13 protein-coding genes are annotated in these 14,766 nt (G+C 42.7%); 11 read left to right on the top strand and 2 right to left on the bottom strand.

What is annotated here, in order from left to right; genetic code table 11:
• The first annotated feature begins 29 nt into the window (after window positions 1-29).
• From lonB to yihA, 3 genes are all read left to right on the top strand, one after another.
• Complete coding sequence (gene lonB, locus NST09_RS12870) at window positions 30-1,691, top strand: ATP-dependent protease LonB (RefSeq protein WP_007501566.1); 1,662 nt, start codon at window positions 30-32, stop codon at window positions 1,689-1,691.
• Window positions 1,692-1,862: 171 nt separating this feature from the next.
• A complete protein-coding gene (gene lon, locus NST09_RS12865) occupies window positions 1,863-4,187 on the top strand; it encodes an endopeptidase La (RefSeq protein ID WP_007501564.1) in 2,325 nt (774 codons plus the stop codon).
• Complete coding sequence (gene yihA / locus NST09_RS12860) at window positions 4,184-4,771, top strand: ribosome biogenesis GTP-binding protein YihA/YsxC (RefSeq protein WP_007501562.1); 588 nt, start codon at window positions 4,184-4,186, stop codon at window positions 4,769-4,771. The genes lon and yihA overlap by 4 nt, the downstream gene beginning before the upstream one ends.
• 43 nt (window positions 4,772-4,814) lie before the next feature.
• Here yihA and NST09_RS12855 read toward each other — a convergent pair whose 3' ends face one another.
• Entirely contained in the window at window positions 4,815-5,300 is a 486-nt protein-coding gene (locus NST09_RS12855) for a hypothetical protein (RefSeq protein ID WP_342493048.1), read from the bottom strand.
• Window positions 5,301-5,540: 240 nt separating this feature from the next.
• On the opposite strand from NST09_RS12855, the gene hemA reads away from it, so the two are divergent.
• The 8 genes from hemA (at window position 5,541) to ysxE (ending at window position 14,440) form a co-directional block, all read left to right on the top strand.
• Window positions 5,541-6,908, top strand: a complete 1,368-nt coding sequence (gene hemA, locus NST09_RS12850) for a glutamyl-tRNA reductase (RefSeq protein WP_024718410.1) — start codon at window positions 5,541-5,543, stop codon at window positions 6,906-6,908.
• A gap of 7 nt (window positions 6,909-6,915) precedes the next feature.
• Window positions 6,916-7,746: a cytochrome c biogenesis protein gene (locus NST09_RS12845; RefSeq protein WP_008342830.1), complete on the top strand. Its 831-nt coding sequence runs from the start codon at window positions 6,916-6,918 to the stop codon at window positions 7,744-7,746.
• A 37-nt stretch (window positions 7,747-7,783) separates the two neighbouring features.
• Window positions 7,784-8,719 (top strand): hydroxymethylbilane synthase, encoded by a 936-nt coding sequence (gene hemC, locus NST09_RS12840; RefSeq protein WP_025207728.1) that lies wholly within the window; start codon window positions 7,784-7,786, stop codon window positions 8,717-8,719.
• Entirely contained in the window at window positions 8,716-9,507 is a 792-nt protein-coding gene (locus tag NST09_RS12835; RefSeq protein WP_007501556.1) for a uroporphyrinogen-III synthase, read from the top strand. Before hemC ends, NST09_RS12835 begins: the two co-directional genes overlap by 4 nt.
• The gene (gene hemB / locus NST09_RS12830) at window positions 9,504-10,475 is read left to right on the top strand and encodes a porphobilinogen synthase (protein ID WP_050827525.1); all 972 of its coding nucleotides are present in this window, start codon (window positions 9,504-9,506) and stop codon (window positions 10,473-10,475) included. The genes NST09_RS12835 and hemB overlap by 4 nt, the downstream gene beginning before the upstream one ends.
• 27 nt (window positions 10,476-10,502) lie before the next feature.
• A complete protein-coding gene (hemL, locus tag NST09_RS12825; RefSeq protein ID WP_017358142.1) occupies window positions 10,503-11,795 on the top strand; it encodes a glutamate-1-semialdehyde 2,1-aminomutase in 1,293 nt (430 codons plus the stop codon).
• A gap of 331 nt (window positions 11,796-12,126) precedes the next feature.
• Entirely contained in the window at window positions 12,127-13,371 is a 1,245-nt protein-coding gene (locus NST09_RS12820) for a LysM peptidoglycan-binding domain-containing protein (protein ID WP_050827524.1), read from the top strand.
• Between the two features lie 37 nt (window positions 13,372-13,408).
• Window positions 13,409-14,440 (top strand): spore coat protein YsxE, encoded by a 1,032-nt coding sequence (gene ysxE / locus NST09_RS12815; RefSeq protein ID WP_017367730.1) that lies wholly within the window; start codon window positions 13,409-13,411, stop codon window positions 14,438-14,440.
• Between the two features lie 74 nt (window positions 14,441-14,514).
• On the opposite strand, the gene NST09_RS12810 is transcribed toward ysxE, so the two are convergent.
• A complete protein-coding gene (locus tag NST09_RS12810; RefSeq protein ID WP_024718406.1) occupies window positions 14,515-14,706 on the bottom strand; it encodes a hypothetical protein in 192 nt (63 codons plus the stop codon).
• Window positions 14,707-14,766: the final 60 nt, after the last annotated feature.

Below are 14,766 nucleotides of genomic sequence, written 5' to 3'. Positions count from 1 at the left end.
ATAACGATAGATGAAGGAGGGAGCACCGATTGAGCTGGACAGGAATCGTATTATTCATACAACTGTTCTTTGGTATCGTCATCGGGTTGTACTTTTGGAACTTACTGAAAAATCAGCGCACACAAAAGGTGACGATCGATAAAGAATCGAAGAAAGAAATGGAAGCACTCAGAAAGATGCGATCCATTAAACTGAGTGAACCTTTATCAGAGAGAGTCCGGCCAAAGGGGTTTCAAGATATTGTAGGGCAGGAAGACGGTATACGTGCACTTAAAGCTGCCCTGTGTGGACCGAACCCGCAACATGTCATCGTCTACGGGCCGCCTGGTGTTGGAAAAACAGCTGCTGCCCGTCTAGTGATGGAAGAGGCGAAGCGTCACGCTGATTCACCATTTAAAAAAGATGCAGTATTTGTTGAGCTTGATGCCACAACGGCAAGATTTGATGAACGAGGCATCGCAGACCCATTGATTGGTTCCGTACATGATCCCATTTATCAAGGAGCAGGGGCCATGGGACAGGCAGGCATTCCGCAGCCGAAACAAGGAGCCGTCACACATGCTCATGGCGGCGTTCTCTTTATCGATGAAATTGGAGAACTGCATCCGATTCAAATGAACAAAATGCTCAAAGTGCTAGAAGATCGAAAAGTGTTTTTAGACAGTGCTTATTACAGTGAAGAAAATACGCAAATCCCGAATCACATCCATGATATTTTTCAAAATGGGTTACCCGCTGATTTTCGACTGATTGGCGCCACGACAAGAACACCAGACGAAATTCCGCCGGCTATTCGATCAAGATGTTTGGAGATTTTCTTCAAGGATTTGGATCAGCATGAGCTGAAAATTGTTGCAGCTAAAGCAGTCGAGAAAATACAGAAGGAATTAAGTGACGAAGGACTGAACCTGTTAACATCCTATGTGAAAAATGGACGTGAAGCGGTCAACATGGTACAGATCGCCGCAGGTATGGCTGTCACTGAAAACCGAAAAGATATTACGATCGCCGATGTAGAATGGGTCATTCATTCAAGCCAGCTGACACCAAGATATGAACAAAAAGTACCGGAAAAGCCAAAGGTAGGAGTAGTAAATGGTCTTGCCGTGTATGGACCGAACAGCGGGGCTCTGCTTGAAATTGAAGTGAACATTTGTAAAGCGCTTGAAAAAGGCAGTATCAATATTACAGGTATTGCGGAAGAAGAAAGCATCGGCAATCAGTCTAAATCGATCAGACGGAAAAGTATGGCGAAGGGCTCAGTTGAAAATGTCTTAACCGTGCTTCGAAACTTAGGCATACGAACAAATGAATATGATATCCACATTAATTTTCCGGCTGGTGCCCCGATTGATGGGCCGTCTGCTGGAATTGCGATGGCCACAGCCATTTTCTCAGCCATTCATCAAATCCCGATTGATCATTTAACGGCGATGACCGGTGAGATTGGATTACAAGGTCAGGTGAAGCCGATTGGCGGTGTCATACCAAAAATCAAGGCAGCCAAACAAGCGGGTGTCAAAACAGTGATCATCCCTTATGACAATCAGCAGTCGATCTTAAAAGAGATTGAAGGGGTGACGATTGTGCCTGTGAAGCATTTCCAAGAAGTGCTGGATCAGTGTTTGGTCAATCCGCCAGATGAGAAGAAAGATGGACTAGAAGAAGAAATGAAAAGGAAATCTGTTTAATCCCCATCTCATATGGGGATTTTTTAGTGAAATAGATCTTTTTTTCTTTTTCAAGATAAAAAGAAAGGGTATACTACGGTAAGATCATCATTTCTCAAGTCTTTTACATTGTACAAGACTGAAACAGGTATATTATAATGATTCATACTAGTGACGGAGGTGTCTATCAACATGGCAGATGAAATCAAAAAGAATGTTCCGCTCCTTCCACTGCGAGGCTTGCTTGTTTATCCAACAATGGTCTTGCATTTGGACGTTGGGCGCGAAAAGTCTGTTCAAGCATTAGAACAGGCCATGATGAACGATCATATGATTTTTCTAGCAACACAGCGGGAAATTTCAATAGATGAACCAGGTGAAGAGGAAATTTTCAAAGTCGGCACCTACACAAAAATTAAACAAATGCTGAAGCTGCCAAATGGAACGATCCGTGTGCTCGTCGAAGGCTTAAATCGAGCGCAGATCGAATCCTACATGGAGCTAGAAGACTATACGTCAGTCGATATTAAAGAGTTGACAGAAGAAGAATTAAAGGACGCAGAAGCAGAAGCACTCATGCGCACTTTGTTAGATCACTTTGATCAGTACATAAAAATTTCAAAAAAAATCTCAGCTGAAACATATGCAACGGTGACGGATATTGAAGAACCTGGAAGAATGGCGGATATCGTCGCTTCCCACCTACCTTTGAAATTAAAAGACAAGCAAGAAGTGCTGGAAACAGTCGATGTCAAAAAACGGTTGAATCGGGTCATCAGTCTCATTCACAATGAAAAAGAAGTGCTAGAGATTGAAAAGAAAATTGGCCAGCGTGTCAAACGTTCAATGGAGCGAACGCAAAAAGAATATTATTTGCGTGAACAAATGAAAGCTATTCAAAAAGAGCTTGGAGACAAAGAGGGGAAAACAGGCGAAGTCAGTACGCTTATGGCTAAAATTGAAGAGTCCGGCATGCCAGATTCCGTTCGTGAAACGGCTTTAAAAGAACTGAACCGTTATGAAAAAATCCCTTCAAGCTCTGCTGAGAGTTCTGTCATTCGCAATTATATTGATTGGCTGATCAATCTGCCGTGGGGCACATATACAGAAGATCGTCTAGATTTAAAGCTTGCAAGCGAAATTTTAGATGACGAGCACCACGGGCTTGAAAAAGTAAAAGAGCGGGTACTCGAATATCTTGCTGTTCAAAAACTAACAAATTCATTAAAGGGACCGATTCTTTGCTTGGCAGGACCTCCTGGGGTAGGGAAGACGTCACTTGCTAAATCCATTGCCAAATCACTCGATCGAAAGTTTATCCGTATCTCTCTTGGCGGTGTACGTGATGAATCTGAGATCCGTGGTCATCGAAGAACCTATGTAGGTGCGATGCCGGGCCGTATCATTCGCGGGATGAGCAAGGCGGGCACAATGAATCCGGTCTTTCTTTTAGATGAAATTGATAAAATGTCTTCTGACTTTAGAGGAGATCCGTCTTCTGCGATGCTTGAAGTGTTAGATCCAGAGCAAAATCATAACTTTAGCGATCACTATATTGAAGAGACATTTGATTTGTCTCAAGTGTTATTTATCGCAACTGCCAACAATTTAGCAACCATTCCGGGTCCACTTCGTGATAGAATGGAGATTATCACGATTGCAGGGTATACGGAAGTTGAAAAAGCAGAAATTGTGAAAGATCACCTTCTGCCGAAGCAGCTAAAGGAGCACGGATTAAAGAAAGGGAACTTGCAGCTTCGTGAAGCAGCGATTTACGATATGATTCGCTATTACACGAGAGAAGCAGGAGTCCGCGGGTTAGAGCGTCAGCTTGCGGCGATCTGCCGAAAAGCAGCAAGAGCAATTGTGGCTGAAGACCGCAAACGCATCACAGTGACGGAAAAGAACTTATCTGAATTCCTCGGAAAAAGACTTTACCGTTATGGTCAGGCGGAAACGACAGATCAGGTCGGCGTTGTCACAGGCCTTGCATATACCACAGTTGGCGGAGACACCTTGTCCATCGAGGTCTCACTCTCGCCGGGTAAAGGCAAGCTTTTGCTAACAGGTAAGCTCGGTGATGTCATGAGAGAATCTGCGCAGGCGGCATTCAGTTATATCCGTTCAAAAGCAGATGAACTGAACATTGATCCTCAATTTAATGAAAAGCACGATATTCATATCCATGTTCCAGAGGGGGCGGTTCCAAAGGACGGGCCATCAGCTGGTATTACCATTGCGACGGCTCTTGTATCAGCACTCACAGGACGTCCTGTTTCAAAAGAGGTTGGCATGACAGGAGAAATTACGTTAAGAGGAAGAGTGCTTCCGATTGGCGGATTAAAAGAAAAAGCATTAGGCGCACATCGTGCAGGACTGAAAACGATTATTCTTCCAAAGGACAATGAGAAGGATATTGATGATATTCCTGAAAGTGTGAGAGAAGGATTAACTTTTATTCCGGTTTCACATTTAGATGAGGTGCTTGAGAAAGCGTTAGTAGGAGAGGGAAGATGAAAGTAACAAAATCAGATATCGTCATTAGTGCGGTGAAACCAGAGCAGTACCCGAGCGGGGGACTGCCTGAGATCGCACTTGCTGGACGATCAAATGTTGGAAAGTCCTCGTTCATTAACTCATTGATTAATCGGAAAAATTTAGCGCGTACGTCTTCTAAACCAGGAAAGACCCAGACGCTTAATTTTTACATTATTAATGATATGCTCCATTTTGTGGACGTCCCCGGTTATGGCTTTGCTAAAGTATCAAAAACAGAGCGCGAAGCATGGGGGAGAATGATCGAAACGTATATTACAATGCGTGAAGAGTTAAAAGCAGTCGTCCAAATTGTGGATCTGCGTCATAAACCATCCGCAGATGATGTGAACATGTATGAATTCCTTAAATACTATGGAGTTCCTGTGATCATTATTGCGACAAAGGCCGATAAAATTCCAAAAGGCAAATGGGAAAAGCATGCGAAAGTCGTCAAACAGACACTCGACATCGATCCATCAGATGAATTAATCCTTTTCTCTTCTGAAACAAAAAAGGGAAAAGATGAAGCCTGGAATGCGATCCTTGCGAAGATTAACAGCTAAAAAAAGGCATCTGCTATGTGCAGATGCCTTTTTATTGTATAAGTTATTTCCTTTTTAAAAATAATAAGAGGAGACTGACGGCAATCAATACATATGGCCAGTACAATTCAAAACCGGAAGTAGGGATCGAAAGTGTGCTAAGTTGCTTCGTAATTTGTTGAAAGAAATAAAGGAATAGACCGAGTGCAATGAGAACAACACTTTCTATTCGATATTCCTTTTTCTGTGATGATTTCATCAAAAGTGCGAGGCCGATGATGAACACAATCATCGTAAATGTATCTGGCCAGTGTTCTAATTTCGGCTGAAGGATAAAGTGTAGCGCAAGGCCTGTCATGAGCATACCGATAAACACATGAGAGGTTTCCTGCTCCTTCTTTCCTTGATATAAGAAAGCAAGGCCAAAAAGCAGTACAAGTGTATACCATTTCTCCTGATCTTTCCAAATGTCAAATTGATCTCCTGAGAGAATGGCATATAGTGCTACAGTCAGCAAAGTGAGCGGCAGCAAAATAGATTTCTTCTTCAAAGATGTCACCTTCTTATAAGCAGATCATTTGTCCGCACGCGCCAAATCTGGTAAATTGCTTGAAGTGATGATATGGCATTCGATGTCGAACATTTTTCTACTATATCACAACATTTTTGAAATCTGTTCACAATTTTTATCCAGTTAAAAATGAATATATGTTATAATCATTATAAATAATAAATTCTATATTGTAATTATTATAAATTAGACAGGGCGTTGGGGGTGCAAGCTGAAGTTATGCATATTCTTGTTGTGGGTTTAGATTATAAAACAGCCCCTGTTGAGATACGGGAACAGCTGAGCTTTGAACCGAGCGAGCTCGGAACAGCGATGTCCAAGCTTAAAGAAGAAAAAAGCATTCTAGAGAATATCGTCATCTCAACATGTAATCGGACAGAGATCTACGCAGTTGTAGATCAGCTTCATACTGGTCGGTTTTATATAAAAAGATTTTTAGCAGATTGGTTCGGTTTAGAAAAAGAAGATGTCTCTCCATATTTGAAGTTTTATGAAAATGATGGAGCGGTTGAGCATTTATTCCGAGTTGCCTGTGGACTTGATTCTATGGTCATTGGTGAAACACAAATACTCGGTCAAGTGCGCTCAAGCTTTAAAGTCGCTCAAGAGGAGAAGACCATTGGTACCGTTTTCAATTATTTGTTTAAGCAGGCGGTAACAGTTGCGAAACGCTCTCATGCGGAAACAGATATTGCGTCTAATGCTGTATCTGTCAGCTATGCGGCAGTGGAACTTGCCAAAAAAATCTTTGGACGTCTTTCTGATAAACATGTCCTTATTCTTGGTGCGGGTAAAATGGGCGAGCTGGCGGCTCAAAACCTTCAAGGTCAAGGGATTGGTCAGGTAACAGTCATCAATCGAACGTTCGAAAAGGCCAAAGAACTGGCCGGCCGTTTTTCAGGAGAGCCTAAGAGCTTGAATCAATTAGAAAAAACTTTATCTGAAGCGGATATTTTAATTAGCTCTACTGGGGCTAAACAATTTGTGATCACAAAAGAAATGGTCGAAAAAGCGAACAAACAGAGAAAAGGCAGACCTCTATTCATGGTGGATATTGCAGTACCACGTGATTTAGATCCAGCTATTTCTGAAGTAGAAGGTGCTTTTTTGTATGACATTGATGATCTTGAGGGTATTGTGGCAGCTAACCTGAAAGAGCGACGTGCAGTAGCTGAAGAGGTGGAGCTTCTCATCGAAGCTGAAATTGTGGAATTTAAGCAATGGCTTAATACGCTCGGAGTGGTTCCTGTGATTTCTGCTTTAAGAGAAAAAGCACTCTCGATTCAAGCGGATACGATGCAAAGCATCGAACGAAAGCTTCCAAACCTCACAAATCGTGAAATGAAGCTGTTAAATAAACATACGAAAAGCATCATCAATCAAATGCTGAAAGATCCTATCTTAAAGGCCAAAGAAATTGCCGGGGAGCCGAATGCAGAGGAAAAACTTTTACTCTTTAAAGAAATCTTTGATTTACAGGTTGAAGATGAAGAGCAAAAGGCAGAGCCGATGCAGGTGGAGCAAGGGGCATTTCAGCTGTTTAAAACAAATATGGCACAAGGCCTTGCTACAGTTGCCAGTGAGTGATTAGGCGATGATGGAATCCATTGTAGCGAGACTAGGTGAAGCGACGATCTTGATCTATGCACTCAGTGTCTTGTTCTATTTCATAGATTTTCTTCAACACAACCGGAAGGCTGGAAAAATGGCTTTCTGGTTGCTTTCTATTGTCTGGCTGCTGCAAACAGTCTACATGTTTTATATTATGATGGAAACAGACCGATTCCCTGTGTTGAATGTAGCAGAGGGGTTATATTTTTATACGTGGGTGCTTGTGACATTGTCACTTGTTTTGACAAAAGTATTACGTGTTGAATTTATTGTGTTTTTTACAAATGTGATTGGTTTTTCCATGATGGCGATTCACACCTTTACACCATCCGATCTTCATTCTGCCGAACTGACGGGAAAGCTGACGAGTGAGCTGCTCGTCATTCATATTACGATGGCCATTTTATCATACGGCGCTTTTTCACTTTCATTTGCTTTTTCACTCCTCTATCTATTTCAATATCGTTTGCTGAAAAAGAAAAAGTGGGGAAAATGGCTTTTGAGAATTGAAGACTTATCAAAGCTTGATCACATGGCGTATGTCTTAAATATTATTGGCGTGCCGATGCTCTTGCTTAGTTTAATTCTTGGCATTATATGGGCATATATCTCGTATGATACGTTGTACTGGACAGATGCAAAGGTGCTCGGTTCGTTTATTATGCTGTTTTTATACGGCTTTTACTTATACATTAGACTGGTGAGAAATATGCAGGGCAAAATCGTGGCGCGATGGAATGTCGCTTCATTTCTTGTGCTGATGATCAATTATTTTCTGCTTGGTAGCTTATCAACCTTTCATTGGTTTCAATAATGATGAGTCTTAAGGGCATTGTCGGGAGGAAGACGTAATGCGTACAATTAAAGTAGGTTCTAGACGAAGCAAACTTGCGATTACACAAACAAAATGGGTCATTCAAAAGTTGTCTGAACTAAACCCTTCTTATTCTTTTGAAATTAAAGAGATTGTGACAAAGGGTGATCAAATTTTAGATGTGACCTTATCAAAGGTTGGCGGAAAAGGTCTGTTTGTTAAAGAGATTGAACAAGCAATGCTGAACCATGATATCGATATGGCAGTACACAGCATGAAAGATATGCCGGCCTCTCTTCCGGAAGGTTTAGTCATCGGCTGTATTCCTGAGCGTGAAGATGTGCGGGATGCGTTGATTTCAAAGGATCATCTCCGTCTTCATGAACTACCAAAGGGAGCGGTTGTGGGAACGAGCAGCTTACGGCGCAGTGCCCAGCTTCTTCAGAAGAGACCAGATCTTGAGATTAAATGGATCCGTGGAAACATTGATACGAGACTCGAAAAACTGAAAAATGAAGAGTATGATGCGATTATTCTAGCGGCTGCCGGATTGTCTAGAATGGGCTGGAGTCAAGAAGTCGTGTCGGAATTTTTATCTCCTGATACTTGCCTTCCTGCTGTGGGGCAGGGCGCATTGTCGATAGAATGTCGGGGAGATGACGAAGAGCTCTTGCAGCTGTTAGCTCAATTCACAAATGAGTATACAAAGAAAACGGTCCTTGCTGAAAGAGCCTTCCTTAAGCAAATGGATGGAAGCTGTCAAGTGCCGATCGCTGGTTACGCAACGATGAATGAGCGTGATGAAATTGAATTGACAGGTCTTGTGGCATCTGCGGACGGCCATACGATTATTCGAGAAACCGTAACAGGTACTGACCCTGAGGCAATCGGAACAGCATGTGCGAAGCAAATGGCGGATAAGGGAGCAAAAGATTTGATCGACAAGGTGAAAAAGGATCTGTCTTCCCAATGACGATAGCCAAATCGCTTTACGGACAGACGGTGCTTGTCACTCGAAATGAACGTCAAGCGGGTGCGTTTCAGCAGAAAATTGAAGCGCTGAACGGCCATGCTGTTTTAACCTCTCTTATCAGGTTTGAACCAACGCTGACAAAAGAAAAAGCGAAGGCATTTTTAGAAGATTTAGAAGCAAGCCATTGGCTTGTGTTTACGAGTGTAAATGGTGCGTCTTTTTTTCTTAGTTATATAGAGAAGCATCAATTACATCAAAGCTTATCCCACTTGAAAGTGGCGGCCGTAGGTGAAAAAACATCTGCCTATCTGATGCAGCACGGCCTAAAAGTGGATGTGGTTCCAGAGCGATTTATAGCAGAAGAACTGGCAGATGCTTTAATTGATCATGTACACCCAGAAGAATGTGTCTTTGTAGCAAAAGGCCATCTGTCACGAGATGTGGTGAAGAATACCCTCGTTCCGCTTGGCATTGATGTAAAAGAGTGGATTATATATGAAACAGTGAAGGATGAGGACGGAATTATCGCACTCAAGTCGGCAATGATGGAGCAATCATTTGATTTTATTACATTTACAAGCTCCTCCACTGTTCATTCTTTTATGCACGCCATGGAGGCTGATATCGATAGATTAGCTGCATCAGACACATGTTTTGTGAGCATCGGTCCTCTTACACAAGAGGCACTGCTTCAATACGGGATTTCTTCTGAAACCCCAGATACTTATACGATAGACGGGATGCTTGATTTGATGTGCCGTTTATCTGAAAGGAAGTTGAACCAATGATGAAATTTAACAGACACCGCAGATTGCGTACAAGCGCAGGAATGAGAGAATTGGTGAGAGAAACATTTTTAAGACCCTCTGATTTCATTTATCCCATCTTTTTTGTAGAGGGAGAGAATGTCCGGAAAGAAGTCCCTTCAATGCCGGGTGTCTATCACATTTCAGTTGATCTTGTGAAAGAAGAAGTCCAAGAGCTTGTTGACCTTGGGATTAAATCTATCATTGTTTTTGGGGTACCAGACCATAAAGACCATGTAGGCAGTGAAGCTTATCACGATCATGGGATTGTTCAAAGAGCAACGCTTGAAATCAAAAAGCATTTCCCTGAGCTTGTGGTCATTGCTGATACTTGCTTATGCCAATATACAGATCACGGACATTGCGGAATCGTTGAAGATGGAGAAATTTTAAATGATGAATCTCTTCAGCTCTTAGCGAAAACCGCTGTCAGTCAGGCTCGTGCAGGTGCAGATATCATTGCTCCATCAAATATGATGGATGGCTTTGTGCTTGCAATTCGTGAGGCGCTTGATGAGGCCGGCTTTGTTCATGTGCCTGTCATGTCATATGCTGTGAAATATGCAAGTGCTTTTTACGGTCCGTTTCGTGATGCGGCGCATAGCACACCGCAGTTTGGAGATCGTAAAACGTATCAAATGGACCCTGCAAACCGCTTAGAAGCACTGAGAGAAGCGCAGTCTGATGTAGAAGAAGGCGCTGACTTCCTGATTGTGAAGCCGTCACTTTCATACTTAGATATCATGCGTGATGTGAAAAATGAATTTACACTTCCTGTTGTTGCTTACAATGTGAGCGGAGAGTATGCAATGGTCAAAGCAGCAGCTCAAAATGGGTGGATTTCTGAAAAAGAGCTTGTTCTTGAAATGCTGACTAGCATGAAACGTGCAGGCGCAGAATTAATCATTACGTATCATGCAAAAGATGCAGCAAAATGGCTCTCAGAATAAAGAACGGATAGACAGGAGGACGTTGAAATGGGACGTAGCTATGAAAAGTCAAAGCAAGCATTTAAAGAAGCGCAGCAGTTAATGCCGGGTGGTGTGAACAGCCCTGTACGCGCATTTAAATCAGTCAATACAGACCCGATTTTTATGGAACGAGGCAAAGGCGCAAAAATATACGATATTGACGGAAATGAATATATTGATTACGTCTTATCATGGGGACCGCTTATTTTAGGGCATACAAATGACCGTGTGGTTGAAAGTATTCAGCGAGTAGCTGAACATGGTACAAGCTTCGGTGCTTCTACTTTAGTTGAAAATGAATTAGCTAAGCTTGTATCAGAACGAGTTCCTTCTATTGAGGTCATTCGTATGGTCAGCTCTGGAACAGAGGCGACGATGAGTGCGCTTCGTCTAGCACGTGGTTTTACAGGCAGAAACAAAATTGTGAAATTTGAAGGCTGTTATCATGGCCACGGTGATTCTTTGCTTATTAAAGCTGGTTCGGGTGTGGCAACGCTTGGACTTCCGGATAGCCCTGGTGTCCCTGAAGGTACAGCAAGCAATACGATCACCGTTCCATACAATGATTTAGAAAGCATCAAAGTCGCTTTTGAAGAATTTGGAGACGACATTGCAGGTGTCATTGTAGAACCAGTTGCAGGAAATATGGGTGTTGTCCCTCCGCAGGAAGGTTTCTTGCAAGGATTGAGAGACATCACTGAGCAATATGGCTCTTTACTCATTTTTGATGAGGTCATGACAGGCTTCCGTGTGGATTATCATTGTGCACAAGGCTATTTTGGCATTACGCCTGATCTGACATGTCTTGGTAAAGTCATCGGAGGCGGTCTGCCAGTTGGTGCCTATGGCGGTAGAGCGGACATTATGAGACAAATTGCGCCAAGCGGCCCGATTTATCAAGCAGGAACGTTATCCGGTAACCCGCTTGCGATGACAGCAGGTCTTGAAACATTAAAACAGCTGACACCTGAGTCTTATGAAGAGTTTAGACGCAAAGGAGATCGTTTGGAAGAAGGCATTTCAAAAGCGGCGATAGCACATGGGATTCCATTAACATTTAACCGTGCAGGTTCCATGATTGGATTCTTCTTTACAAACGAACAAGTCGTCAATTACGATACAGCGAAAACAGCTGACCTCGCTTTATTCGCTGAATTCTACAAGGAAATGGCTGATCACGGCATCTTCCTTCCACCTTCACAATTCGAAGGGCTGTTCCTATCAACTGCTCATACGGATGAAGACATCGAGTATACGATTGAGACAGTTGAAAAGGTATTTCAAAAATTAGCTCAGTAACCAAAAGCCGATATGGAGACATATCGGCTTAGATCGTTGACAAAGGGTTAAAATGAACTTTATTTTAGCCCTTTGTCTTTTTTTCAGCGTGAAAGAAAACCTTTGCAGTCTAGGAAGGACGAGTACTGGAGCGGAGCGAATTTGACATTCGTGAGCACCAGCGCGCAGGACTGACACCGAATGCGAGGGTTTGTCTACACGCTGAGCCGATATGGAGACATATCGGCTTTTTGCTTTGCATAAAACCAATCATATTTTCACTGCCTCCTTCATACACCTGTATTGACATCTAATTTTATTTTGAAGGATTAGATGAAAGGAGGACACCGACTTGTCTCAAAACAATCGATTACAGTTTTCGGTAGAAGAGTCCATTTATTTCAAAAACGGACAGGAAGTCAGTGAGCTGCTGTCAATTTCTCTCGATCCTGACATTCTCGTTCAAGAAGTGAATGATTATGTTTCCATTAGAGGTTCACTCGAGCTAACAGGAGAATACAACATAAATCAAGAGGAGCTAATGGGTGAATCCAGTTCCTATGCATCATACAGGCAGGCTGATGAGGTGAAGGTAAGAGAGGACGGAACGGCTGAGCTGCTGCATCAATTTCCGGTGGATATCACGATCCCCAAGAACAAAATTAGTCATTTAAATGATGTATTTGTGTTTATTGATGCATTTGATTACCAGCTGACAGAAAGTCGTTTGCTCACGATTCAGGCTGATTTGGCCATTGAAGGTCTGTTAGATGAAGGAACGCCTGAACCGCTTGTAGGAGAGCCATATGAATTTGTCCATCGTGCTGAAGAGGATTATGGCGATGTCACTTATGAATATCAGGCGCAGTCTGAATATGAAGAGCAAGAAATGCTGCCACGTGAAGAGCATGAAGAAAATGCAGAACAGCATGCCGCTTTGCAACATGAAGCGCGAACTGAACAAGAAGAGGATGAAATAGACATCGAGACGGTGATGGTGGAAGAAACAGAAGAAGAGGAGGAAAATGAGCAAGAAGAAGCCGTGGCGCTTGGGTATCGTTCCTTCCCAGAAGCTCAAGTACAAGAGCCGCCATTCTTTGACCCGCCTAAGCTGTTAGAAGAAGAGGAGCGGGATGATACGTTCTTTGAGGTGGAAGTGAGGAAAGACCCTGATGCAGAGAGCAAGGAAGAAGAAGAGCCGCCAGCTTATCCAGCCTTTGAATCACCTGCATATCAGATGGAACAGACACAGGAAGAGCGGGATGATAGCTATCATTTCGAACGATTATATGAACGTGAAGCACCAAAGGTGTATGAATCAGCTCAAGAAGCTGAGGAGTTTGAACATGACCAGAGAGAAGCGTCTGGCAGTGAGAATTCTCTTTATTTAACGAAGCTGTTCGCTAAGCAGGAGGAGGAAGATTTTTCTCGCATGAAAATATGTATAGTTCAGCAAGAAGATACGGTCGATCGTATTTGTGAGCGATATCAGTTGAATGTGCAGCAGCTCCTTCGAACGAATTCATTGTCGGTGGATGCAGAGCTTGAAGAAGGGCAGATTCTTTATATTCCTGAATATCAAAAAAGCAATGCATAGTATGAGATGATGGACCGAGAAAATGTGGTGAGAGAACGTGGATGAAATCCAATCTGTCCTATACGAATACGGGCTTGAGGCTGAATATATCGAACCTGTCAGTCCAGCAGTCGTTAGAGTGTATACAAAGCAGGGCGTATTTGCACTAAAGCGAGTAAAACCCCATCGACACATGCAGTTTACAGAGCAAATGCTTGAACTAGAATCAAAAGGCTATCGCTCGTTTGTGCCGATTTATCGCACGAAGAGCGGTTCCTTTTTCTCAAATCATCGAGAAAGCCAGTACACGTATTACCTCATGCCATGGCTAACGAATGAAAAGAGAGAAGAGCAGGACGATAAACATGAATATTTATTTCAAGAGATTGCAAGACTTCATAAACGAACAGAAGTCATGATGGACATTACTGAGCAGGAAATAGAGGCTCACTACACCCAAATGAAAAGCAAATGGGAAACAGAGAAAGACATGTATGAACGATTTATCGAGCGGGCAGAACAAACATGGTATATGTCGCCATTTGAGCTGGCTGCTGCTATGTACTTTTCAGAAGCGATGTCTGCAAGTGAATTTGCACTTGAACGTTTAGAGGATTGGCATGAGGAAATGAAAGACCAAGAGACGACACGTATTGTGTTAAACCATGGGCAATTGTCAGTCCATCACTTTTTGTACAATGATGTAGGTACAGGACATTTCACCAATTTTGAGCGGTCCAAAAAGGCTGCCCCCATATATGACCTTTTGACCTTTTACTATCGCACATTCAAAACCTACCCTACTCCTTGTCCTGAATGCACATCTTTGTTTTATACGTATCAAAAGGGAAATAAACTTCGTGAGGAAGAGATTCATTTGTTCTTGAGCTACCTCGCTTATCCGCAGGGTTTGTTTGATACGGTGAAAGCCTATGAAGCAGGCGGACAGGATGAGATGGAAAGTTGTCAGGAGCTGTTAAGGGCGTATTGGCAAATGAAAAATTCCGAGCCGACCGTCATGAAAATACACGAAATTGAGCAGGCTAGACGCCTTGAAGAAGAACAAAATGCCTCGTCATCAGAAGAGTGACGAGGTTGTTTGCTGTCAAATGTCTAACATGGGGTAATCGATACATAAGAGTGAGCCTGCAGCTTTCAGCTCTCTTAAAACCAATCAAGGTGAAAGGCGCAGGCGAGAAATATAAGAATTCCTAAGATGAGGACGTCAAATGTTGTGGGAAAAATGATCGTGCGAAAGCCTTGAAATATGGCAATCGGGAGAACGACTTGGGAGGCAACTGCCCGAATTTGTCTAAGCCATGGGGGGAGTGTGTAAGGATTGATCTTTTTCAAAATAAAACGCCCTCCTTCTTTATTTTGTTATTATCATATGGGCAAAGAGGCAAAGGGTGCCTG

It is taken from the genome of Bacillus sp. FSL W7-1346, from assembly GCF_038593335.1.
In the GTDB taxonomy this organism is placed as follows: domain Bacteria; phylum Bacillota; class Bacilli; order Bacillales; family Bacillaceae; genus Bacillus; species Bacillus altitudinis.
This window is presented reverse-complemented; position numbering and strand designations above follow the sequence as displayed.